We start from the raw sequence: 23,774 nt of genomic DNA on the forward strand, positions 1-23,774 counted from the left end.
AGCCACGTAAGTTGTTGCAGGTTGTAGGTCATACACCTATGGATGCAATTACGAAAGAGGGAAATCTGATTAGCACGGATGTGTTTTCAACTTACAGAGATGGAAAGCCAATTGGAACAGAGGAGTTCCTCTTGCTCGATACAGTGACATGGGAATACTGCGGAATTAAGATGTAGAATCCGATACGTAATTGGATGCATATTATGTCTGCGTCTCAAATACGCTGCTTCTTTTTCATACTCTGTAATGGAAAACCAACGAAAATCTCTTTTTACCTCAAAAGAAAGTAATAGCCACCAAAAATATCGGAAAAACTTTGTGAAAAAATAGAATTGTGTTTCGCAAGGGTCCCCTGTAAAATAGCGGCAGGAGGAGAAAGAGAGAAAAGGAGCTTCTTAATCTTATGGGAACAAATGAAAAGAATATGACTGCGGGATCCCCCGGAAAACTGATCATAACGTTTGCCATACCACTGATGCTCGGAAATATTTTCCAGCAGTTTTATACGATGGCGGACACCATGATTGTTGGCCAGGTGGTAGGAGTAGAAGCGTTGGCGGCAGTAGGCGCCGGAGACTGGCTGGTCTGGCTGGTGCTGGGCATCATGACAGGTATCACACAGGGCTTTTCGATTCTTGTATCGCAGTACTATGGAGCAGGGGAAAAGGAAAATCTGAAATGTGCGGTGGCGAAAAGCTATATTATGACAGCATTACTGTCTGTGATTGTACTTGCAGTAAGTGAAGGCGCAGTTTATCACGTTCTTTTATTTTTGCAGACACCGGATAATGTTATTGATCTGACGATGCTATATTTGCGGCTGATTTTTGCGGGAGTCCCGATTATAGCTGCCTATAATATCTTTGCGGCGATCTTAAGGGCACTTGGAAACAGCAGATCTCCATTGATTGCAATGACCGTGGCAGCAGTGATCAATGTGGGACTTGACCTGCTGTTTGTGGCAGTTTTTGGCTGGGGCGTAGCCGGAGCAGCCGTGGCGACTGTTATTGCACAGGGATTTTCAGCCTTGTACTGTCTGCTTGTATTACGGAAAATCAGGGATATCCGACTGGAAAAGGAGGATTTTTACAGGCAGCCGTCTATGAGTCTGCGGCTTTTGAAGCTGGGGACTCCTCTTGCCATACAGAACGTGATCATTTCTGTGGGAGGACTTACGGTGCAGTATGTGATCAATGGCTTTGGCTTTCTGTTTGTAGCCGGATTTACGGCAACGAACAAGCTGTATGGAATTTTGGAGATGGCAGCCGTTTCCTATGGATATGCGATTACAACGTATGTAGGGCAGAATCTTGGCGCAAAGAAATATCAGAGAATCCGAAAAGGTGTGCGCAGCGGTACGTATATGGCAGTGCTCACTTCTGTTTTCATTTCCGGTATGATGGTGCTGATTGGGCGTAATATATTGTCTCTGTTTGTATCCGGTGAACCGGAGCAGATCCGACAGGTATTAGATATTGCATATAAGTATTTGTTTATCATGGCTGTCTTTTTGTGGATACTGTATTTGCTGCATGTGTATCGTTCCGCGATCCAGGGGCTGGGCAATACTTTGATTCCGCTTGCCAGCGGCATTGCAGAATTTGTGATGCGTGTCAGCGTTGCGCTGCTGCTGCCGAAATGGATCGGCGAAGAGGGAATATACTATGCCGAGATCTGTGCATGGAGCAGTGCGGCTGTTTTACTGATCATAAGCTATATGATTCTGATACGAAAATATAAAGATGCTAAAACGTCAGAAAGCTGATGCAGTCTCGCCTGCAAGAGGATTTTAGATCTCTTACCCCGCTTAAAGCATAAGTAAGAAATAATACAAAAAAAGCAGTGCTGCAGAACGCAAACTACAGGAAACAGATGGGAAGGCGTACCCGAGGTACGACAAAAATCTGTCATGCGGTAATTTGCGCTCTGTGGGACTGCTTTTTTGCATGATTCTTGGAGTTTTGGGGAATTACGACAAGAAATAACCAAAAATTTCAATAACTAATCCAAAAATATTCTATTTTTTTTCAGACCGCTTGTGATTATAATGAATTCATCAGCTAGGAACGAAGCGAATCTAGCAAAATCACCAAACGGGAGGAATAAAAATGAAAAGAAAAGCATTAGCAGCAATTATGGCAGTAGCTATGGCAGTATCCATGGCTGGTTGTGGAGGATCCACATCAGAGTCTAAAGATTCTACCCAGAAAACAGAAACAGCAGATTCTACGGCATCAACGGGCGGAAGCGTAGAAAACAAGGACAAACCTCTGTGCTGGTTCAACCGTCAGCCATCCAGCAGTGCTACCGGCGAACTGGACAAAGATGCTCTGAACTTCAACGGAAATACTTATTATGTAGGTTTCGATGCAAACCAGGGTGCTGAGCTGCAGGGACAGATGGTTCTGGATTACATCAAGAAAAACGCAGACACGATCGACAGAAACGGTGACGGCGTAATCGGATATGTTCTGGCAATCGGTGATATCGGACATAACGATTCTATCGCCCGTACACGTGGTGTTCGTTCCGCACTTGGAACAGGTGTAGATGCAGACGGCGGAGTAGATTCTACACCGGCCGGAACAAACGTAGACGGAAAAGCAAAGGTTGTGCAGGATGCAACTCTGGATGTAGACGGAAAAACATATACCATCCGTGAGCTGGCTTCTCAGGAAATGAAAAACTCAGCAGGTGCAACATGGGATGCTGCAACAGCTGGTAACGCGATCGGAACATGGACAGCTTCCTTCGGTGATCAGATCGATGTTGTAGTTTCCAATAACGATGGTATGGGAATGTCAATGTTCAATGCATGGGCGAAAGACAACAAAGTTCCTACCTTCGGTTACGATGCAAACAGCGATGCTGTAGCAGCAATCGGTGAAGGATATGGCGGAACAATTTCTCAGCATGCAGACGTTCAGGCTTACCTGACACTGAGAGTTCTGCGTAACGCACTGGACGGTGTAGACATTGATACCGGTATCGGTACAGCAGATGAAGCCGGCAACTGCCTGACAGAGGGTGAGGATTACAGATACAGCGAAGAAGAGAGATCTTACTACGCATTAAATATTGCTGTAACAGCCGATAACTACAACGATTTCACAGATTCCACAAAAGTTTACGATAAAGTTGCAAAACAGCTGGATGAAAGCAAGAGCCCATCCAAAAAAGTATGGCTGAATATCTACAACGCATCGGATAACTTCCTGAGCTCTACCTATCAGCCACTGCTGGAGAAATATGATGATCTGCTGAACCTGAAGGTAGATTACATCGGTGGAGACGGACAGACAGAGTCTAATATCACAAACCGTCTTGGAAACCCGAGCGAGTATGATGCTTTTGCAATTAACATGGTTAAGACCGATAATGCAGCAGCATATACATCACTTCTCTCCAAATAATTCGAGACAGAATAAGAGTGTAAATGGTGACGATTCGGAGCCATGCGAAATCGAGATGAGGTCTCTGAATCGTTACCGTAAATGAATGAAATTATAGAGGGGTGTCAGCAATGATACCCTTCTTTATTAAGAAAAGGAAGCGCAGCTATGACAGATGATAAGAATAAATATATCTTATCGATTAACGGCATGAGCAAATCGTTCGGTAGAAATAAGGTTCTGAAACATATCAGCATGAATGTCAAACCTGGAACCATTATGGGACTGATGGGTGAAAACGGTGCCGGAAAATCGACAATGATGAAATGCCTCTTTGGAACCTATCAGAAAGATGAAGGAACCATCGTATTGGACGGAAAAGAAGTGAATTTCTCCGGCCCGAAGGATGCACTGGAAAACGGAGTGGCAATGGTACACCAGGAGTTGAACCAGTGTCTTGAAAGAAGTGTTGTAGATAACATGTTCCTTGGAAGATACCCAAAGAATTCCGTTGGAGTGATCGACGAAGGAAGAATGAAAAAAGAAACATCAGACCTGTTCAGAAAACTGGGAATTACAGTTGATCTGACGCAGCCAATGAAGAAAATGTCTGTATCTCAGAGACAGATGTGTGAGATCGCAAAAGCGATTTCCTATCATTCCAAAGTCATTGTACTGGATGAACCTACATCATCCCTGACTGCACCGGAGGTTGAAAAACTCTTTAAGATGATGCGTCAGCTGAAGGCGCAGGGAATTGCTCTGATCTACATTTCACATAAAATGGATGAAATATTTGAAATCTGTGACGAAATATCCGTACTGCGAGACGGTAGTCTGGTCATGACCAAGCCAAGTAAAGAAACGGATATGAACGAACTGATCGCCGCCATGGTTGGACGTTCTCTGGACAACAGATTTCCGCCTGTAGACAATACACCGGGAGAAACTATTCTCTCAGTACAGAATATATCAACAAAATATGCACCGAAATTGCAGAATATTTCTTTTGATATCAAAAAAGGAGAAATTTTCGGATTCTATGGTCTGGTCGGTGCCGGTCGTACCGAACTTCTGGAGACCATCTTCGGAATTCGTACAAGAGCAGAAGGAAATATCGTATATGACGGAAAAGTACTGAACTTCTCCTCCCCGAAAGATGCTATGGATCACGGATTTGCTCTGATTACAGAGGAAAGAAAAGCCAATGGTCTGTTCCTGAAGGGCGATATTACATTCAATACTACCATTGCGAATATGAAGCATTATAAGAGCGGAGTCGCATTATCGCATGACAAGATGGTGCGTGCAACGGCTGAAGAAATCAAGATCATGCATACAAAATGTATGGGACCGGATGATATGATCGCCAACCTTTCCGGTGGTAATCAGCAGAAGGTCATCTTTGGTAAATGGCTGGAGCGTTCACCGAGCGTATTCATGATGGATGACCCGACACGAGGAATTGATGTTGGAGCAAAATATGAAATTTATGAACTGATTATCAATATGGCGAAACAGGGAAAAACAATCATCGTTGTTTCTTCCGAAATGCCGGAGATTCTTGGTATTACCAACCGAATCGGTGTTATGTCTAACGGACGTCTGGCCGGAATCGTAAATACCAAAGAAACAAACCAGGAAGAATTATTGAGACTCAGTGCTAAATACCTGTAACAGGAGGAAAATTGGAAATGGCAGAAAACAGCGTTATTATTTCGTCGGAAGAAGAAGCAAAGCTTTTGAAGCCGATCGATGAATATGTGGAAGAAATCCAGAAAAAAATCGATGCATTACGTGCAGACGGCTTTGACAAAGTGAACGATCTGAAAAAACAGATCGCGATCGCAAAAGAAAACAAGAACTTATCCGCAACACAGAGAGATAAGATCATTGAAAACAGCAAAAAAGAGCTGGAAAATGCAAAAAAAGTAGAAGCAGACAACAAAGAAGAAATCAAAAAGCTGATCGCAGAGGCAGAAAGCTATCTGACCGCGCATTACAAAAAGGATTATTACGACGTAGTAAACAAAAGCTGCAAAGCTGCAAAAGCAGAAGAAAACAGCAGATATGAGAAGGTCAAAGCAGATCTAAAGAGCGAGCATCAGAAAAAGGTTGCTTCTCTGAAGGATGCAGAAGAGATTAAGGCTGAGAAATATGTGCTCAAAAATAAATTGTTTGATGCACAGATGGCTCACGAATCGAAGCTTCAGGAGATCAAGGACAGAAGACATGAAGCATTCATGCATAAATATCACCTGATCGACCTGTTGCGGGCTTCCAAATTTACATTCCCGCAGCAGAGAATACAGAAACTGGAAAATTACAGATATACCTTCGATTTATCTCAGTTCCTGTACAAAAACGGTCTGTATATCGTAATCATTCTGATCTTCATCGCACTGTGTATCATCACACCGATCGTTAAAAATACACAGCTGCTGACTGTTACCAACATCCTGAATATCTTACAGCAGGCATCCCCGCGTATGTTCCTTGCACTTGGTGTTGCCGGTCTGATCCTGTTAACAGGTACCGACCTTTCCGTGGGACGTATGGTTGGTATGGGTATGGTTACAGCAACCATCATCATGCATAACGGAATCAATACAGGTGCCGTATTCGGACATGTATTTGACTTCTCCGCTATGCCTGCTACAGCGAAAGCACTGTTTGCACTGTTAATGTGTGTAATCCTTACGACAGCATTTGCCATGATTGCCGGATTCTTCATGGCGAGATTCAAAATGCATCCGTTTATCTCTACCATGGCGAACATGCTGATCATCTTCGGTCTGGTTACCTATGCGACCAAGGGTGTATCCTTCGGTGCGATTGATTCTGCCATCCCGAATACTTTCATTCCGCAGATCGGAAAATTCCCGACCATCATTCTGTGGGCTGTTGCAGCAGTTGCCATTGTATGGTTTATCTGGAACAAAACAACTTTTGGCAAAAACCTGTATGCGGTAGGTGGAAACCCGGAAGCGGCAGCAGTATCCGGTATCTCTGTATTTAAAGTAACAATGGGAGCATTTATGCTGGCAGGTATCCTGTATGGCTTCGGTTCCTGGCTGGAATGTAACCGTATGGTTGGTTCCGGTAGTGCAGCTTACGGACAGGGATGGGATATGGATGCCATCGCAGCCTGCGTAGTTGGTGGTGTATCCTTTACCGGTGGTATCGGTAAGATCTCCGGAGTTGTAACCGGTGTACTGATCTTTACCTCCCTGACATATGCCCTGACGATTCTGGGTATTGATACCAACCTTCAGTTCATCTTCGAAGGTATCATTATTCTGGCAGCTGTAACACTTGACTGTCTGAAATATGTACAGAAAAAATAATGAAAGATTCATAAACAGATAGAATATAAGACAGCCCGGTCGTCCGATGGATGACTAGGGCGGTCTTTTATTCTGTTCTGGCAAAAATTTTTGTAACTATTCATTCAGCAGAGAGCAATCTTCTGCTATAATGAAGGAACAACAACGTACTCCGGAAAACAGGGGGATAAGAATGGAACAATATAAAGTGATTCTTGTCGATGATGAAGTAGAGGTCATCGATGTTATGAAAAAAAAGATCCATTGGAATGATCTGGGATTTGACGTAGTGGGAAGTGCCACCAACGGCGTGAAGGCTTTGGAGCTGGTGGAAAAACTTCAGCCGGATGTGGTACTGACGGACATTAAAATGCCTTACATGGATGGACTGGAGCTGGCAAGAAAACTGAACCAGGACTATCCCAATATTTACATTATGCTTTGCACCGGTTTTGACGAATTTGAATATGCGAAAGAGGCCGTCCATCTGGAGATCAAGGAATATATGCTGAAACCCATCAACGCCACCGAACTGTCAGAAAGCCTGATGAAGCTGAAAACCACACTGGACAGGGAACGGGAAGAAAAGTTAAATGTAAAAAAACTGGAAGACTATTTCCAGGAGGTATTACCAAAGCTGCAGTCCAATTTCTTTATTTCCCTAATCGAGGGAAGGGTCAGAGAAGAGGATTATGAACGATTCCTTTTGGACTATCGGGTGGATATGAAGGGACCTTTGTTTTGCTGCATGATTTTTCATACATCGGAAAATGATGTGCCGGATGGCATGAATCCCTTATTGTTATCCATGTCCGTGGAGCGGGAGATCAAACAGCGGTTGATGGAGAACTGTAATTGCCAGGAGTTCATCTATATGGGTAATACCATTCTGATTATGGAACTCCATTCAGAAGATGAGATAGCTCAATTGACGGACAAGTGTGACCGGTTCTGCCGCTGGGCATGGAGAATTATGGGGGCGGCGGTTACCGCAGGGATCGGAACCGTCTGCAACAGTCTGTACGATATCAGTATTTCCTACGAGGGAGCCAGAGAGGCGGTATCCTACCGTGTCCTGTACGGAACGAAAAGAGCCATCAATATCGCGGAGATCGTTCCCAAAGAGTCAAAAAAGGCGGTTCCCTTAGAAGAGACAAGGATGCAGGAGCTGTTTCGTGCCATCCATGTAGGGGATCAGGAGAAGATCCGGAAAGAAGCCATCAAGGAGACAGAAAAGCTCCATAAGAATGCAGCCACCATCAGCCAGTACAATCTGGCTACCATGGAGATTGTCAGCGGATTTTTCAAATTCTGTGCCAATAATTCCATGGATTTCAATGAAATTTCCGGAAATGTACAGAATCTTTACGAAAGAGTGACTCAGCTGGATGAAAGCTCTATGACAAACTGGATCATCAATATGTCTATGGCTATCAGCGAAAAACTGAGAAGTACCAGAAACAGTACCTCAAGACGGATCATTACCGATGCGCAGAACATTGTAAAAGATAGATATATGGAACCGGCGCTCTCTCTGGATGATGTGTGCGCAGATCTTGGTGTGTCCAATTCTTACTTTTCGTCCATTTTTAAAAAGGAAACCGGTCAGTCCTTCGTCTCCTATCTTACGGATTACCGAATGGACAGGGCAGAAGAAATGGTGCTGAACACCGATGAAAAAAGCTATAAGATCGCAGAAAAAGTGGGATATCAGGATGCGAACTACTTCAGTTATGTATTCAAAAAGAAATTCGGTGTTTCCCCTTCCAAATACAGAGCTTCCGGAAAATAGGGAACAGGTGAAAGGGAAAATACATGAAAGATAGAAAAAGAAAGCCGGATTCCCGGAAGAATATCGCACTTAACATACAGTCGATTATCCTGTCTGTCCTTATGGCGATTTCACTGGTTACGATCATTGTAATGGGATTGCTGCTCTACCATCGATTCAAGCTGGCATTGGAAAAAACAGCAGTGGACAACACGGAAGCTACTGTGGAGGCTACCGTAGACCGGTTAAATGCAGACCTGCTGGATATCCGGCAGATCCTAAACGGGGCAAACTACAACATAGTCCAGCAGTTTGATATATCCAGCCGGGAATTCTCGGAGCAGTTCAGCCTGCTCTATGAGACAAACTCCGATAAGATTCAGAGTCTGGCTTTGTATGACCCAAAAGGAAATCTGATCGCATCGGAGCCGGTGGCGGCAGAAAAGAAAAATGTGAAGGTGCAGACGCAGGAATGGTATAAAAATGCGGAAGATGCCATTGAAAATATACACTTTTCCACACCGCATATCCAGGAGCTGTTTGAGGACGGCTCTTATCGGTACCAATGGGTCGTTTCCCTGAGCAGGTATGTAGATGTCAACAAGGGAGAGACACCGGAAACCGGTATTCTTTTACTGGATATGAAATATTCTGTGATCAGGGACGTGATGAAGCAGATCAATGACTGTTCCGGCGGAATCTACTATTATCTGACCAGTCAGGACGGAGAGATGATCTATCATCACGGGGAACGGAATTAAACCGCGGATTATTTGAAGAAAACAGTCTGGAAGCGGCAAAATACGAGGACGGAACCTACGAGATCCGTTCAGGCGGTCAGAACGAGACCGTGATCGTCGGCAGCGTAGCCTATACAGGCTGGAAAATGATCGGTGTTGTGCCGGAGAGTGTGCAGGCGGCAAACTACAAGAACTTCCGTTACTATGTATTTGCTACTGTTCTGGTTCTTATGGTCATGCTTTTGGAGGGAAACCAGCTGGTTTCCCGGAAGATATCCAAACCGATCCGGGAGCTGGATGCTTCCGTCAAGGCCCACGAGGCAGGAGGAAAACCGGATATCTATATCGGCGGCTCCTCGGAGATCCGCCATCTGGGACATTCTGTGCAGAAGTCCTATGAACAGATCGAAAAACTGATGGACGAGATCATCCGGCAGCAAAATGAACGAAGAAAAAGTGAACTGGATGCCCTGCAAAGCCAGATCAACCCCCATTTTCTGTATAATACACTGGAATCCATCACGTGGATGGTGGAAGCCCAGGAAAATGAAGCAGCGGTTCGTATGATTTCTGAACTGGCAAAATTACTTCGTGTCAGTCTATCCCGCGGTAAGACCATCATTCCCATTAAGGATGAGCTGCAGCACAGCAGAAGCTATATGAATATCCAGCTGGCCCGGTACAAAGAGCGGTTTAAAACAGAATTCCGAATCGAGGAAGAGATCGAAAACTGCTGCATCGTAAAGCTGGTGATCCAGCCCATCCTGGAAAATGCCATCTATTATGGCGTTGGCAATATGGATGAGGATGATGGCGGCATGATCATCGTCAGCGGAAAAAAGAAAGACGAGGACATTCTGATCACCATCGAAGACAATGGGATGGGCATGCGGGAAGAAGTCCTGGAAAATATTCTGACGGATAACAGCAAGGTTCCGAAGCATGGTTCCGGTGTGGGCGTAATCAATGTGCATTCCAGAATCCGGCTGATGTTTGGCGAAGAATACGGACTTTCCATAGAAAGCGAACCGGACGAAGGAACAAGGGTTACGATCCGTATTCCGGCAATCCCATATACACCGGAAAACGCAGAAGCATTGGAATTACAAAAATACATACAGAGGAGACCGGGCGGATGAAAAAGAACAGAATGAAATTTCTTATAATTGAGTTTCTTTTGCTGCTGCTGGCAGTATTCTTTGTATGGAAGATTTTCGATCAGAACGTAGCAGAGCCCCGGATTGCGGTGATTCTTCCGGAGTCCGGTGACAAACGCTGGGATGCCCTGATCAAGGGAATGAAGCAGGCTGCGGCAGAGAACAACGTTCATATGATCATCTGCAATACGGAAGAGATCGACGGGCCGGAGGCGGAAAGAGAATTTATCAGGGAACAGAAGGACAACGATATTGATGGCTTTATCATATATCCGGCACCCGGTCATGAGACGGAAAATATGCTGAAAAAAGAGTGTGGAAATAAACCGTATCTGCTGATTGCAGATGGTCTGGCGGTAAAAGAAGGGAAAACTGCCAGTCCCACGATCCAGCCGGATTACCGGGAGATCGGAAGATGGCTGGGAGAACGGCTGAGAACAAAAAAGCAGAAGATCGGAATTATCGCCGACTGGAAAATGTCCGAGGCTGTACAGGCGGAGATTTGTGGATTGAACGAGGCACTGGAAGGCAGCGAAAGCAAGATCAGCTGGTGTATTTACCGGAGAAAAGAACAGGACATTGTGGAGCGGATGAAGAAGGAAACAGAGGCGGATGCTCTTGTCATCCTGGATGCAGGAATATTGGAAGAGTTTGGAGAGCAGGCAGAAAATGGAACATACGAGGGCGCGGAGCTCTATGGAGTGGGTTACAGTCTGAAGACGATTGCACTTCTGGATAACGGAAACATTCAGGGGCTGGCTGTGCCGGACGGATATGAAATCGGCTATAAAAGTGTGGAAGAAATAACCAAAAGGATCGAGCACAGGTCTTATAAAATGCAAGGATATATAACCGAATATCAGGTACTTGGCAAGGAAAATTTCTCTATGGACGAAGATTTAGAAAGGTTTTTATATTCCTATGAATAAAAAGAAAAGAAGGGTGGCAGTATTATTATCTGCCACGATAGGGAGTGCGGTGCTTGTGCTGTCGGGGTGTTCCGGCAAGTCGGACCAGACAGAGAAAACCCTGCGGGTCGGAGTGATAACCTACACTCAGGATGATCCTTTTATCAATGGATTGACGGATGAACTGAAGGCGCAGCTGAAAGCCATGGAAAACAAAGAACGAAGGATTATCGTATCGACAAAAAGCGGAAACGACGATCAGCAGGAACAGAACGAAAAGGTGGAAGAGATGATTGATGCCGGCTGTGATGTGCTCTGTATCAATCTTGTGGACCGGACAGCTCCGTCCCGGATCATCCGAATGGCAAGGAATGAAGACATTCCTGTGATCTTTTTTAACAGGGAACCGGTAAGGGAAGACCTGATGCAGTGGGAAAAGCTGTATTATGTGGGCTGTGATGCAGAACAGTCCGGGATTATGCAGGGCGAGATTGCAGAAGAATACATCAAGAGCCATCCGGAAGTCGATAAAAATCAGGATGGAAAGATCCAATACGTGCTTCTGGAAGGAGAAGCAGGCCATCAGGATGCCATCAGCAGAACAGAGTATTCCGTAAAGACACTGATGAAGAATGATGTTATACTGGAAAAGCTAAGCTATCAGTTAGCGGACTGGAACCGGGGACAGGCGGAAAACCGCATGAACCGTCTGATCAGCCAGTACGGAAAAAAGATTGAACTTGTTATGTCCAACAACGATGAGATGGCACTTGGGGCTGTGGAGGCCTATCGGAAAGCAGGCTATGTCCGTGAAGAATGGCCGGTGATCTTCGGAATTGATGGCCTGGAAGAGGCTCTGGAAGCCGTAAAGGCAGGAGAGATGCAGGGCAGCATCCTAAATGACAGAGTGGATCAGGCAAAGAAAATGGCGAAAATGGCAGTGGAGCTGTTCGAGGGAGAGGAATTTGACCAGGAAAGCCTGAAAGAAGGCCGGTATTATTTTTCAGAATATCAGAAGGTAGACGGCAGCAACATCGATGAGTACCTGAACGCAGAAGAGACGATTTCCCACTCCGAAATGTAAGCAGGAAGACTGCGTTTGCAGGCAGAAAGAGTAAGTAAAGACGTGTCTTTATTTTAAACCAATCAAGCAAGCAGCGAAGCGGATTGCGAATATCCGCCTGACAGAATGAGGAAAAACAGATGGAACATACATGGACCAAAGATTTTTATCAGGAGACAGATCCGGCAAAACGGCAGCAGATCTTAAAAGAATATATCGGAGAGGAGGAAGCCTGGGAAGAAGAATACCGGGCTCGGCTCTGGACGGCCCGATACGGACAACGCAGGCTCCAGAAGGATGAATTTGTCAAATGCCTGATGGAACTGAAGTATCTGGCGGAAGGAACCTCTCTGGATCCGGGAGGCGACAGAAGAAAGATGGGAGCCCGGATTCTCTCTACGTTGTGCCTGGCGGAAGCCATGCAGTCAGATGAGGGATACCAGAAAATTCTTGCAGATGAACTGTACAATGTATTCCTGAAATTTATTCAGGTCAGCAGAGGAGGCAGAGGATTTACCTCTCTGGTATTCGGCATGGGACAATTGTCCGAAGAAGGAATCGCGAAAAAAATCGCCGAACAGATCAGTGTGATCGCGTTCAAGGCACCACGCCTGCTTCACATGGAAAAAGAATTCACCCTGCTCCGGGAAGCCGCCCTCCGGGCATATCGGCAGGAGTATCCGAACAGGGAGCATTTCCTGAATAAATATTGAGGTTATTGCAGTAATGTCTGAACAGTGGCAGGCGGAAAGAGAAAGGAGAATAAAATGGAATACAGAAAATTTGACAATGTTATAGTAGCAAGGATTGACAAAGACGAGGAAATATTGGAGCAGCTGAGGGTAATTGCCATAAAGGAGAATATAAAGCTTGCCAGTGTCCAGGCTCTTGGAGCGATCAATGATTTCACAGTCGGAGTATACAAGACAGACGAAAAGAAATATTATTCAAACAGCTTCCAGGGGTATTATGAAATTACATCACTGACAGGTACAATCAATACAATGGATGGAGAATATTATGCACATCTTCATATGAGTGCCGGAAATCAGAAGGGCGAGGTGTTTGGAGGACATCTGAACAGAGCGATTGTCAGTGCAACCTGTGAGCTGGTCATCACGGTAATTGACGGAAGAGTAGACAGAGTTCATGATGAAGAAACCGGACTTAATATTTTTAAGTTTAACTGAAGCTGCAAAGCAGCTATTCGGTTATGAGCAAGTAGCGAAGCGGATTGCGAATATCCGCTTGACTTAAAAGCCTGAGAGGAAATAGTGAGAAGCAACATCGGGATGCAGCGTAAGCGAAATCGAGATGTGATCTGAAGAGATAATACAATTTACGAAAAAGTGGATTTTCCACATAAATACCTGAACTGGAGGTGTAGGGGCTATGATAAAAGAACATTATTCGATCCTGTTTTGCAGCTTAACGGGTAATACAAAGAAGCTGGCTGATGCAATCTATGAAACGTTGCCAAAGGACAAATGCGATTATTTTGGCACAAACGATTCGCAGGTACCGCAATCCGACGTATGCTATATCGGATTTTGGACGGACAAAGGGAATGCGGACCAAAAGACATTAGAATTGTTGTCGAAATTAAAAAATAAAAAGATTTTCCTGTTTGGAACAGCTGGATTTGGCGGAAGTGATGCCTATTTTGAAAAGATTCTCGGACAAGTCAAACAGTCGATCGATGCAAGCAATACGGTCATCGGTGAGTATATGTGCCAGGGAAAGATGCCACAGTCTGTGCGCGAACGGTATATGAAAATGAAAGAAAACCCGGAACATCCGGCCAATCTTGATCTGCTGATTCAGAATTTTGACCGTGCTTTGTCACATCCGGACAGCGAAGATTTGGAAAGACTGAAAAAGTCATTATGAGATAGAAAAGTATGTTGTGCTTGATAAAAATAATCAGATAAGAGCAAAATTCGCGAAATGATTGCAATGGGTCGTCAAATGGAATAGAATGGAGAGAAAAAAGAAAGGTGTGGAAAAGGCAGGGCTGGCAAAGCATATCCGGCAGATGAGGTCATGCAGAAGTAAAAACAATGAAAACTACAACAAAACAAACTCATTTATACAGTAACACGGATCTTCGCAAGCTTTTAATTCCGATCATCATTGAACAGTTACTTTCTTCCCTGATGGGAACTGTCGACACGATGATGGTCAGCAATGTCGGGTCTGCCGCAATTTCGGCAGTCTCGTTGGTGGATTCCATTAATATCTTAGTCATTCAGGCGCTTTCTGCGCTGGCGGCAGGAGGAGCGATTCTCTGTTCGCAGTATATTGGAAGCGAAAAACGGGATGGAGCAATCCGTTCGGCACAACAGGTGCTTTTTGTTATGACAGTTTTGTCCGTCGCATTATCCGCGGGCTGTCTGATTTTCCGTGTTCCGCTGCTGCGCGTGATTTTCGGGGCAGTGGAAGCGGATGTTATGAAAAATTCACAGGTGTATTTCCTGTTTACGCTGCTGTCATTCCCGTTTATCGGTCTTTACGATGCGGGCGCATCCATTCTGCGGGCGCAGAACAACAGCCGCAGTCCGATGGTGATTTCGGTGATTTCCAACTTTATGAACATCGGCGGAAATGCCATTCTTATTTTCGGCTTCCATATGGGTGTCGAAGGAGCCGCGATTTCGACTTTAATTTCGCGTATTTTCTGTGCGGTTGTCGTACTGTGGAAGCTTCGGGATGAAAGCAAACCGATTTTTGTGAAGCAGTATCTTTCCATTCGGCCGGACTTTGGTTTGATCAAAAAAATACTGTTCATCGGTATTCCATCGGGAATCGAGAACAGTATGTTCCAGTTTGGAAAGCTGGCGATTCAGTCCACTGTGTCCACACTTGGCACGGTTGCCATTGCCGCGCAGGCGATGACGAACATCCTTGAGAACCTGAACGGTGTCGCTGCGATCGGTGTCGGCATCGGACTGATGACGGTAGTCGGTCAGTGTCTCGGCGCGGGCCGGAAGGATGAAGCAATCTACTATATTAAAAAACTGTGCTGGCTGTCAGAAGTGGTTATCGTTGCAAGCTGTCTGCTGGTATTTGTGCTGACAAAACCGATTACGATGATCGGCGGTATGGAGGCAGAGAGTGCAAAGCTCTGCATGCAGATGATGATCTTTATCACGATTGTAAAGCCGCTCTGCTGGGTCATGGCGTTTGTCCCGGGATACGGCATGCGGGCTGCCGGGGATGTAAAATTCTCCATGATCACATCCTGCTGTACGATGTGGCTGTGTCGTGTGAGTCTCTGTATTTACCTGTGCCGCATATGGGGATTCGGCCCGATCGCCGTCTGGATCGGCATGGCGGCAGACTGGAGCCTGCGGTCCATTCTCTTTACCATCCGGTTCAAATCAGGAAAATGGCTGAATCATCATTTGATAGAAGAAAAGAAACAGGAGAGCTAAACATCTTCTTCCGGTAAAAAGGAAAGCGCATATGCAAGAGAGTCGTTGAGATGAGATTTTTGACCGCGGCTGGAAGCCGTACCGGATCAATCACCTGAGCTGGTGGAAAGAGGAGCTTGCATCCGAAGAAGAGATGGAAGAGGGACGGAACAATCTTGCAGCACATGACAATCGGAATGTAGATGAAAAGAAAATCCTTTTGTATGAACAGATCATTCGGGTTGTGTAGAAACAGGAAGAAAAAACTGGATTTTTCCAGTACCGGATGATAAGATAAAACTGTGTTTCGGGATGGCTTAAACATATGGAGGTGCAGGATGGAACCAATTTATTTGTCAATCCAGCAGAAAGAAACTGGCAGCCGCATCAAATCCCTTCTTCGTGAAAGCGGATACACCGTGAGAGACATTCAGAATGCCATGGGTTTTGAAAATCCACAGGCGGTCTATAAATGGATTTCCGGCAAGTGCCTGCCAAGTCTGGACAACTTTCTCATTTTAAGCAGATTATTAAACACAAGCATCGAAGATATCCTCGTCATTGACGGGGATATTCCTCGCTTCAGGATAATTTTAAACTACACACAACGGTGGCAGGAAAGTCTCCACCGGCTCCGTTGACTTTATATGTGCAAACTGATAAGATACTCATAAGTATGTTCTTAGGGGTATCTTATTTTTGTATTTCAAAAAGAAAAGGGGAAATTAAATAATGACAAAAAAGAAAATCATTGGCCTTTGCATCGGCGCTGTCGTTCTTGCTGTGGCTGCGGCCGGTGTGAAGGAAGGCAGCTGGCTGATGAAGCATCGCCGGATGCAGAATGAGTTTACGCATGAGATGAATGCATTCACGACCAAAACAAACGCTGAGCTGATCCAGCCGACGATTGTTGCGGAGGATGATATCTACGGCTGGTTTTTCCATGAGGAAGATGACGGGCTGTACATGAATCTCTATTACCGGATCAAAAACGAGTCCAATCAGCACGAAATTGCATCCAGTGAATTTCCTGTGAAGATCAAAAAGGAGCTTCTTGCGGATGATAAAGTGTGGAGCAGAACGACGGGGACCGCGAAAAATCAGGTTCACGCGGAATACCTGGAAGGAGAAGATGACATGACGGTTTCGTTTGACGTCTATTACCAGTGTGAGGGTTCCTGCGGGGAATATTTTGCGGATATTACCGTGACGGACAGTGAGACCGGAAAGTTCTACTACAGCAGTGAAGCAGAAAATGAAGCGGCAGAATAGGAGGAGCGATGGCCGAAAAACAAAGCAAAAATAAATGGCACACACCGGCGGAGCGGATTATGATGCTGGGATTTGCGGCGGTAATCCTGCTGGGAACGATTCTTCTTTGCCTGCCGGTTTCTGCGGCGGACGGAAAAAGCGTTTACTGGCTCGACGCCCTGTTTACCGCAACGACATCTGTCTGCGTGACGGGCCTTGTCACCGTTCCGACGGCGACGACATGGAGTACCTTTGGAAAAATTGTGATCCTCGGGTTGATTCAGTTCGGAGGTCTTGGCATCATGGCGTGCCTGACGATGGTGTTTCTGATCCTGCGCCGGAAAATCAGTCTGCAGAGCCGGAAATTAATTCAGGATACCTATAATCTGCCGGTTTTAAAGGGCAGTGTGGGTATCGTGCGCCGGCTTCTGATTGGAACAGCAACCGTAGAGATTGCGGGGGCGGTTCTGTATAGCTTCTGGTTTGTGCCGGAGTATGGCTTCTGGAAGGGAATCGGCTACAGTATTTTTCACGCCGTTTCCGCTTTCTGTAATGCGGGAATCGATCTCGTTGGCGAAGCCTCTTTTGCTCCGTTTGTAACGAACCCGCTGATAAACTTTACGACGATGGGACTGATTCTTTTGAGCGGTCTTGGTTTTCCCGTCTGGTGGGAAGTTATGGAGCGGGTGCAGGAGCTTGTGAAGGGAAAACGGCCCCGTAAAAATTTTGTGCGAGGATTCACGCTTCATACGAAACTGGTTTTAACGACAACCATGATTCTGGTGTTCGGTGGAGCACTGCTGATTCTTGCACTGGACTGGAATCACGCGCCATCACTTGGCAGCCTGAAACCGGCGCAGAAGGTCATGGCGGCTTTTTTTCAGTCCGTGACGACAAGAACGGCAGGCTTTGAGACGATCCCGCAGGCTGATTTCTCGGACAGCTCTGCAATGGTAAGTATGGTTCTCATGTTCATCGGTGGCTCCCCGATGGGAACGGCAGGTGGTGTTAAGACGACAACGGTTGCCATTCTGGTTGTGCTGGTTGCCTCCTATATTCGCGGAGACTCAGATACGGTGGCCTGGGGGCGGAAAGTGATGGAAGAAAATATCCGTACCGCTGTCGTCATTTTCTTTTTTGTACTGACGACAGTCTTTACTGCCACCGTGCTGCTGATTTCCGTAACCGGAAGCCCGCTGCTGGATTGTACGTATGAAATTATTTCTGCGGTTGCAACGGTGGGCCTCACCCGTTCCCTGACGCCGACGCTTCCTTTTATGGGAAAGGTGATTGTTATTCTGGTTATGTTTATGGGAAGAATCGGGCCGGTGACGCTGGCTGTCGCACTGCGCCGCAGAACAGGAAGAAAAGATGTCGATATTCAGAGACCGGAGCAGCGGATTCTGATTGGATAGTTGGGAAAATAAAAAACAGGACAGATTTCAGAAAACGAGGAAAAGAAATGAGTAAACAGTATGCAGTCATTGGACTTGGAAAGTTTGGTTTTTCTGTAGCAACGACACTTGCGCAGGCAGGAAAAGAAGTGCTTGCCGTTGATAAAGACGCTGAGCCGGTACAGGAAATTGCCGATCTTGTTACCTATGCGGCGCGCGCGGACATCACCGACAGCCGTGTTTTTGCATCGCTTGGCATCAGCAACATGGATGTCGTGATCGTCGGGATCTCTGAAAATATGGAGTCGAGCATCCTCGCCACCCTGCAGGCAAAAGAGGCGGGCGTGCCGCTCGTCATCGCAAAGGGCATGAGCCAGATGCATGCCAATATTTTGAAAAAAGTCGGCGCGGACCGCGTCGTGATGGCGGAGAGTGAGACGGGCATCCGCCTCGGAAAAAGCCTGATTTCCGGTGGCTTCCAGGACTTCTTCATGCTGTCGGATTCGTTCTCCATGGTAGAACTTCCCGTGCCGGAAGAGTGGACGGGGCATAACCTCGAGGAGCTGGATCTGCGGAAGAAATACAGTATCAACGTAATCGCCGTCAAGGACGGGGAAGACATCCGTGTCACGGTCAATCCGAAGACGCTGCTCCGCGCAGAGGAAGTGCTGATTCTGATTGGCGAAAACAAAGAACTTGCCAAATTGATGAAAAACAGGAAATGAGGGGACCATTCATGATTACAAGCAGCAGCAATGCACAGGTAAAAAACATTATTGCGCTGAACAAAAAAGCAAAAGAACGCCGGGAGCAGGACGTTTTCGTGGCGGAGGGCTGGAAAATGTTCCAGGAAGCGCCGCGGGAATGGCTGAAAAAAGTATATGTGTCTGAGAGTGGCAGCAAAATGCATGAAATGCCGTCCGACGGGACAGAATACGAAGTAGTGGACGACCGCGTGTTCCAGTCCATGTGCGACACGAAGACGCCGCAGGGTGTTTTAAGTGTGATCCGCATGCCGCATTACACCGAAGAGGAGGTGATGGACAACGGAAAGACACCGCTTCTGATGGTACTTGAGGATCTGCAGGACCCTGGAAATGTCGGAACAATCATCCGCACCGCAGAGGGCGCAGGAGTCACCGGCATCATCATGAGCCGCGGTACCGCGGATATCTTCAATCCGAAAACGATCCGCTCGACGATGGGCTCGATCTACCGTATGCCGTTTCTGATCGTCGACGATGTGGTCGGATTTGTAAAAGGCTTAAAAGCGCGGAAGATCTGTACGTACGCGGCACATCTGCACGGCGTGCATTCCTACCGCGAGGAGGATTACACAAAAGGAACGGCATTCCTGATCGGAAATGAGGGAAACGGCCTGACCGATGCAATGGCAGAGGCCGCTGAGTGCCTGATCCGTATTCCGATGGAAGGAAAAGTGGAGTCGTTAAACGCAGCGATTGCATCCGCCGTTCTCATGTATGAGGCACACGGCCAGCGCGCATAAAAGAAAGAGCGTTACCGGTTTTCTTACATTTCTCTTAACCTGCCGGAAAACTACTCGACAGAACCGGTATTTTGAGCTAAAATAAAAAAAACAGAGTCCGGGCTGAATTTCTGTCAATCCGGTAAAACTGTAATATTTGCCAGAAAAGCAAAAGCTGTTTTGGGAGGAAGGAAAAATGAGTGAGAAAAAAAACATCAGTAAAAAGGAGCTCCGAAGAAGAAAGCGGAAGCGTGCGCTGATGATCAAAACAGGAATTCTATGTGTTCTGCTTGTCATCTTCGGCATTGGAATCTGGGCTTTGGCCGGAGGAACAGAAAAAATCCAGCAGAAAGCACAGAAAAAAGAGGATCAGAAAACAGCAGAGGTGGACGGTTCCGTATCGTCGGACAGCACGGGAAGTGCTGAAGCGCCGACAACGAAAGCACAGATTATGGCGGAAGCCGATGCACTTGCGCAGACATACGATTACGATGGAGCCATTGAAAAGCTCCAGAGCGTAGAGGGCGCAGCGACCGACGCGGATATCATCACAAAAGTAGCAGAGTACACCAGCACGAGAGATGCCTGTGTGCGCGTCAACGTCAACGAAGTAACCCACATTTTCTATCATTCTCTTGTAGTCGATCCGCAGAAAGCTTTCTATCAGGACAACGCACAGACCGCAGGCTTCTGCCAGTGGATGACCACCGTGGATGAGTTCAACGCGATCACCCAGCAGATGTACGACAGAGGATATGTCATGGTTTCGATCAACGATCTCGTGAAAAAGACCGTAGATGATGACGGAACCGTTCATTACGAGGAAGGGGACATTTACCTGCCGGAGGGCAAGAAAGCATTCGTTCTTTCTCTGGATGACCTTTCCTATTACCACTCTTACGACGGACGCGGCATTGCCAGCAAGATGGTAGTCGGCGACGACGGAAAACCGACCTGCGAATATATTCAGGATGACGGAACTGTTGTGACCGGTGCTTACGACTGCATCCCGCTGATGGATCAGTTTATCGAAGCGCATCCGGATGCCGTATACCACAATGCGCGCGGAACCGTAGCACTGACCGGCTACGATGGAATCCTCGGATACCGCACCGACGGTGATTACAAGACGAGAGAAGATCTGACGGATGATCAGGTAGCATGGCTTGATGCACACCCGGATTTCGACTGGGATAAAGAGTGCGAGGAGGCGAAAAAAGTAGCCGATGCGATCAAAGCAGACGGCTGGACATTCGCAAGCCATACCTGGGGCCATATCCGTGTCGGCGACAAACCGATCGAGACGATCCAGGCGGATACCGAGAAATGGCTGACGTATGTTGCACCGCTCATCGGCGGAAGCGATATCATCATCTTTGCACATGGACAGGATCTTTCCGACTGGCACGATTACACGATGGACAATGAGAAGTTTGCTTACTTAAAGAGCCAGGGCTTCAACATCTACTGCAACGTAGATTCCTCCAAGTATTTTGTTCAGGTAAGAGACAATTACCTGCGTATGGGACGAAGAAACCTGGATGGATACCGTCTGTACCAGAACCTCTACGGAGGCGGCGAGGACAGAACAAGCGATCTGTTTGATTCTGCCTCTGTTATTGATCCGCAGCGGCCGACAGATCCATCTCTTTACAATTTAGGTTAAAGAATTTTGAAAATGAAAAAGATCTCACAGAACTTTCTATTATTTATAGAAGAAAGTCTGTGGGATCTTTTTTTCAGCAGGGCGAACCGTTTACAGATATTTTTCTACGAGCGGAAACGGCAGAGGCCCGAGACGGAGCAGTTTTTCATGGAAACCGATCAATGAGAATGAGTCACCTTCCTGTTCCCGCACTTCCGAGAGGAGCTGCGAAAACGAGAGCGATCCGACACAGTATTTCAGATAGTTCGCCGGTGTCTCGAGAATATACTGATATAAAGAGGCAGCGGCCGACGCATCCGTGATGCCGAACTGCGCCAGAAAGGCTGACGCATCCGAGAGGAGCCATCCCTGGCTGTGGATTCCGAGATCCAGCAGCGAGCAGAGGGTAAGATGCACCGAGCGGTTCAGATACCAGAGACGGCAGAGCGCCTGCGTGTTTGCATCGAGATTACGTGCGGCGTAGCGGCAGGCATATGATTCAACGTAGGTTGCCCATCCTTCCACATAACCCGACGGCGCGTAGAGATGGCGGATCAGAAGCGGGTCGGAGCGCGAGAACGAGACGGTCTGGTACAGATGGCCGGGAAAGCCTCGTGGGCAAGTGTGGAATACAGTTCGATGCCGGTCATCTCATCCGCGGGATTCAGGTAAATGGAGTTGGGTGAATTGATATCGGCGGGCGGTGTGAGATAAAAGGCGGGGCTTAAAAAATCCTTGAGGGAGTCATCCACGGTCTTTACTTCGTATGCGATACCCGAAAGAACGGGAAAATCTTCAGAAACGGCATTCTGCAGATCGGCAAGCATTTCCTCCGGCGTGGAGAACGGCAGCACGAGCGCCTGCTCGGAGAGGGAGAGCGACGGATTCTGATCGAGAATGATCTGCATTTCGGCACACTGGTCCGCAAGCTGCTGTGTTAAAAGGCGGGTCAGCTCCTCCGGTGAAGCATCAACACCGACGCGGCTGCGGAGAAGATATGCATAGTAGGAAAGTCCGCCTTCCTGCCGGGAAAGACCACCGGCGTTCTGTGTTCCTTTGCCGCGGAGTGAAGAAAGCGCATCGGAAAGAGAGCGGTAGGCGGGAAAAACACAGGAGGTAAGGAGTTTTTCATGCGTCTGCAGACAGAGATTCCTTTCCGCCTCAGAAAACAGTGAAGACGCCTGCAGTTTATTCTGAAAAACGGTGTGGAGCAGATGGATTTCCGGTGTATCCGCGTCGGCGAGAAAAGCACTGCACTGGTGGATAATGCCATCGACCGCAAGGTCATTCTGAAACACGCCCTGCCGGGATTTTTCCTGTTCGAGTGCGATGAGGTCGGAGAAATAGCGCGGGAGATCCTGCAGAAGATGGAGGTAGTCGGCGATATCCTGCTGTGTGCGGAACGGGTATTCTGCGAGCAGAATGGGAAGCTGTGCCTGAATCCCGAGCGACGGACCGAGCGGTTCCGCAAGAAGGCTGGTGCTGCCCGGCATTTTCTCGCAGTCCAGCTCGTAGAGCAGAAGATCGAGCGTGATCTGATTTTCCGCGGAGAGGCGGTTGCGATGAAAGGATGTGAGCGTTGTTTCCACACTCTGCAGCAGGGCATCATACGAGGTGCGGTCAGGGATGGAAACCGTGCCGAACGAGGCGGTGCCGGGGGCAATTCCGCGGGAAGCCGGATCAGCGAGGGTATAGTGGAGCGTGATGGCAGAAGAGGTTACCTCGGAGTGGAACCGTTCCTCCACATACGCGGAAAACCGGCGGTTCTCACCAGGGGAAAAGAACGGGGAAAAATACCAGAACAGCAGGGCGAAAAGAAGTCCGCCGCACAGAAGCAGAGGGAACAGGATGCGGCGGTGCAGAGAAGCTGGTTTCATAGAATAGGCTCCGGTGCGGACAGTTATCATAAAGTATGTAAAAAATGCTGATTTTATGCGCTTTTTCCGTGGCCTTTCATTTGACTTTCCAAAACGGCTTTGCTATAATCAGTAACGAATGAAATAAGGGACTTTTCAGTGCAGAACGGATTTGAAAAAGAATCCGCGAAGGTAAAAGAGAATCAGGTGGAAATCCTGAGCGATCCGGTCACTGTAAGCAGGGAGTGTTAGCTGCAGAAATGCCATTGTGCGAAACGCATGAGAAGGCGCGGCTGCCGTGAAGATCTGCGAGTCAGGAAACCTGCTGGAAAGGTTAGTGAATCGCTTCCGATGAAAGCATATATTCATGGA

The 23,774-nt window shown here is 47.1% G+C and carries 19 protein-coding genes, 1 pseudogene and 1 riboswitch; of the genes and pseudogenes, 19 read left to right on the plus strand and 1 reads right to left on the minus strand.

All coding sequences use genetic code 11. The features are described 5' to 3' along the window. The first annotated feature begins 403 nt into the window (after positions 1–403). From DXA55_RS12295 to DXA55_RS12380, 19 genes are all read left to right on the plus strand, one after another. Positions 404–1,765, plus strand: coding sequence for an MATE family efflux transporter (locus DXA55_RS12295; RefSeq protein ID WP_117761998.1), 1,362 nt, complete (start codon positions 404–406; stop codon positions 1,763–1,765). 343 nt (positions 1,766–2,108) lie between these two features. Then, a complete protein-coding gene (locus DXA55_RS12300; RefSeq protein ID WP_055228556.1) occupies positions 2,109–3,413 on the plus strand; it encodes a substrate-binding domain-containing protein in 1,305 nt (434 codons plus the stop codon). A gap of 147 nt (positions 3,414–3,560) precedes the next feature. Beyond that, positions 3,561–5,069, plus strand: a complete 1,509-nt coding sequence (locus tag DXA55_RS12305; RefSeq protein WP_117761997.1) for a sugar ABC transporter ATP-binding protein — start codon at positions 3,561–3,563, stop codon at positions 5,067–5,069. A 17-nt stretch (positions 5,070–5,086) separates the two neighbouring features. Further along, a complete protein-coding gene (locus DXA55_RS12310) occupies positions 5,087–6,739 on the plus strand; it encodes a galactose/methyl galactoside ABC transporter permease MglC (protein WP_117814343.1) in 1,653 nt (550 codons plus the stop codon). Positions 6,740–6,911: 172 nt separating this feature from the next. Then, entirely contained in the window at positions 6,912–8,510 is a 1,599-nt protein-coding gene (locus DXA55_RS12315) for a response regulator (protein WP_117814344.1), read from the plus strand. Between the two features lie 23 nt (positions 8,511–8,533). Next, complete coding sequence (locus DXA55_RS18860) at positions 8,534–9,250, plus strand: cache domain-containing protein (RefSeq protein WP_330415261.1); 717 nt, start codon at positions 8,534–8,536, stop codon at positions 9,248–9,250. An 89-nt stretch (positions 9,251–9,339) separates the two neighbouring features. Beyond that, positions 9,340–10,368: a sensor histidine kinase gene (locus tag DXA55_RS18865; RefSeq protein WP_330415262.1), complete on the plus strand. Its 1,029-nt coding sequence runs from the start codon at positions 9,340–9,342 to the stop codon at positions 10,366–10,368. Beyond that, positions 10,365–11,315 carry a substrate-binding domain-containing protein gene (locus tag DXA55_RS12325; protein ID WP_055267736.1) on the plus strand — a complete coding sequence of 317 codons (951 nt, stop codon included), beginning with the start codon at positions 10,365–10,367 and terminating at the stop codon, positions 11,313–11,315. The genes DXA55_RS18865 and DXA55_RS12325 overlap by 4 nt, the downstream gene beginning before the upstream one ends. 13 nt (positions 11,316–11,328) lie before the next feature. Beyond that, positions 11,329–12,378 carry a galactose ABC transporter substrate-binding protein gene (locus tag DXA55_RS12330; protein WP_330411482.1) on the plus strand — a complete coding sequence of 350 codons (1,050 nt, stop codon included), beginning with the start codon at positions 11,329–11,331 and terminating at the stop codon, positions 12,376–12,378. A gap of 119 nt (positions 12,379–12,497) precedes the next feature. Further along, complete coding sequence (locus DXA55_RS12335; RefSeq protein ID WP_055228551.1) at positions 12,498–13,070, plus strand: DUF6553 family protein; 573 nt, start codon at positions 12,498–12,500, stop codon at positions 13,068–13,070. A 54-nt stretch (positions 13,071–13,124) separates the two neighbouring features. Continuing rightward, positions 13,125–13,547: a PPC domain-containing DNA-binding protein gene (locus DXA55_RS12340; RefSeq protein ID WP_055228550.1), complete on the plus strand. Its 423-nt coding sequence runs from the start codon at positions 13,125–13,127 to the stop codon at positions 13,545–13,547. Positions 13,548–13,749: 202 nt separating this feature from the next. Beyond that, a complete protein-coding gene (gene bilS, locus DXA55_RS12345) occupies positions 13,750–14,247 on the plus strand; it encodes a flavodoxin family protein BilS (RefSeq protein ID WP_022461714.1) in 498 nt (165 codons plus the stop codon). Positions 14,248–14,417: 170 nt separating this feature from the next. Beyond that, the gene (locus DXA55_RS12350) at positions 14,418–15,791 is read left to right on the plus strand and encodes an MATE family efflux transporter (protein ID WP_117814345.1); all 1,374 of its coding nucleotides are present in this window, start codon (positions 14,418–14,420) and stop codon (positions 15,789–15,791) included. A gap of 317 nt (positions 15,792–16,108) precedes the next feature. Continuing rightward, a complete protein-coding gene (locus tag DXA55_RS12355) occupies positions 16,109–16,411 on the plus strand; it encodes a helix-turn-helix domain-containing protein (protein ID WP_055220202.1) in 303 nt (100 codons plus the stop codon). 91 nt (positions 16,412–16,502) lie between these two features. Then, positions 16,503–17,042 carry a hypothetical protein gene (locus DXA55_RS12360; RefSeq protein ID WP_117814346.1) on the plus strand — a complete coding sequence of 180 codons (540 nt, stop codon included), beginning with the start codon at positions 16,503–16,505 and terminating at the stop codon, positions 17,040–17,042. 8 nt (positions 17,043–17,050) lie between these two features. Next, complete coding sequence (locus tag DXA55_RS12365; protein WP_055228548.1) at positions 17,051–18,436, plus strand: TrkH family potassium uptake protein; 1,386 nt, start codon at positions 17,051–17,053, stop codon at positions 18,434–18,436. A gap of 47 nt (positions 18,437–18,483) precedes the next feature. Continuing rightward, a complete protein-coding gene (locus tag DXA55_RS12370) occupies positions 18,484–19,140 on the plus strand; it encodes a potassium channel family protein (RefSeq protein ID WP_055228547.1) in 657 nt (218 codons plus the stop codon). Positions 19,141–19,151: 11 nt separating this feature from the next. Next, a complete protein-coding gene (locus DXA55_RS12375) occupies positions 19,152–19,922 on the plus strand; it encodes a TrmH family RNA methyltransferase (RefSeq protein WP_117814347.1) in 771 nt (256 codons plus the stop codon). Between the two features lie 175 nt (positions 19,923–20,097). Then, a complete protein-coding gene (locus tag DXA55_RS12380) occupies positions 20,098–21,567 on the plus strand; it encodes a polysaccharide deacetylase (RefSeq protein WP_117814348.1) in 1,470 nt (489 codons plus the stop codon). Positions 21,568–21,657: 90 nt separating this feature from the next. Here the strand turns inward: DXA55_RS12380 and DXA55_RS12390 are convergent. Beyond that, positions 21,658–23,453: pseudogene (locus DXA55_RS12390) on the minus strand (DUF885 domain-containing protein). A gap of 89 nt (positions 23,454–23,542) precedes the next feature. Next, positions 23,543–23,746, plus strand: a riboswitch (cobalamin riboswitch). Positions 23,747–23,774: the final 28 nt, after the last annotated feature.

It is taken from the genome of Blautia sp. OF03-13, from assembly GCF_003460685.1.
Taxonomy (GTDB): Bacteria; Bacillota; Clostridia; order Lachnospirales; family Lachnospiraceae; genus Fusicatenibacter; species Fusicatenibacter saccharivorans.

Excerpts from the sequence above, each read along its gene's own strand:
- DXA55_RS12355 (WP_055220202.1), top strand. The coding sequence starts at position 16,109 with ATGGAACCAATTTATTTGTCAATCCAGCAGAAAGAAACTGGCAGCCGC.
- DXA55_RS12300 (WP_055228556.1), top strand. The coding sequence starts at position 2,109 with ATGAAAAGAAAAGCATTAGCAGCAATTATGGCAGTAGCTATGGCAGTA.
- DXA55_RS12335 (WP_055228551.1), top strand. The coding sequence starts at position 12,498 with ATGGAACATACATGGACCAAAGATTTTTATCAGGAGACAGATCCGGCA.
- bilS (WP_022461714.1), top strand. The coding sequence starts at position 13,750 with ATGATAAAAGAACATTATTCGATCCTGTTTTGCAGCTTAACGGGTAAT.
- DXA55_RS18860 (WP_330415261.1), top strand. The coding sequence starts at position 8,534 with ATGAAAGATAGAAAAAGAAAGCCGGATTCCCGGAAGAATATCGCACTT.
- DXA55_RS12380 (WP_117814348.1), top strand. The coding sequence starts at position 20,098 with ATGAGTGAGAAAAAAAACATCAGTAAAAAGGAGCTCCGAAGAAGAAAG.
- DXA55_RS12370 (WP_055228547.1), top strand. The coding sequence starts at position 18,484 with ATGAGTAAACAGTATGCAGTCATTGGACTTGGAAAGTTTGGTTTTTCT.
- DXA55_RS12315 (WP_117814344.1), top strand. The coding sequence starts at position 6,912 with ATGGAACAATATAAAGTGATTCTTGTCGATGATGAAGTAGAGGTCATC.
- DXA55_RS12340 (WP_055228550.1), top strand. The coding sequence starts at position 13,125 with ATGGAATACAGAAAATTTGACAATGTTATAGTAGCAAGGATTGACAAA.
- DXA55_RS12350 (WP_117814345.1), top strand. The coding sequence starts at position 14,418 with ATGAAAACTACAACAAAACAAACTCATTTATACAGTAACACGGATCTT.
- DXA55_RS12295 (WP_117761998.1), top strand. The coding sequence starts at position 404 with ATGGGAACAAATGAAAAGAATATGACTGCGGGATCCCCCGGAAAACTG.
- DXA55_RS12310 (WP_117814343.1), top strand. The coding sequence starts at position 5,087 with ATGGCAGAAAACAGCGTTATTATTTCGTCGGAAGAAGAAGCAAAGCTT.
- DXA55_RS12375 (WP_117814347.1), top strand. The coding sequence starts at position 19,152 with ATGATTACAAGCAGCAGCAATGCACAGGTAAAAAACATTATTGCGCTG.
- DXA55_RS12360 (WP_117814346.1), top strand. The coding sequence starts at position 16,503 with ATGACAAAAAAGAAAATCATTGGCCTTTGCATCGGCGCTGTCGTTCTT.
- DXA55_RS12325 (WP_055267736.1), top strand. The coding sequence starts at position 10,365 with ATGAAAAAGAACAGAATGAAATTTCTTATAATTGAGTTTCTTTTGCTG.
- DXA55_RS12365 (WP_055228548.1), top strand. The coding sequence starts at position 17,051 with ATGGCCGAAAAACAAAGCAAAAATAAATGGCACACACCGGCGGAGCGG.
- DXA55_RS12305 (WP_117761997.1), top strand. The coding sequence starts at position 3,561 with ATGACAGATGATAAGAATAAATATATCTTATCGATTAACGGCATGAGC.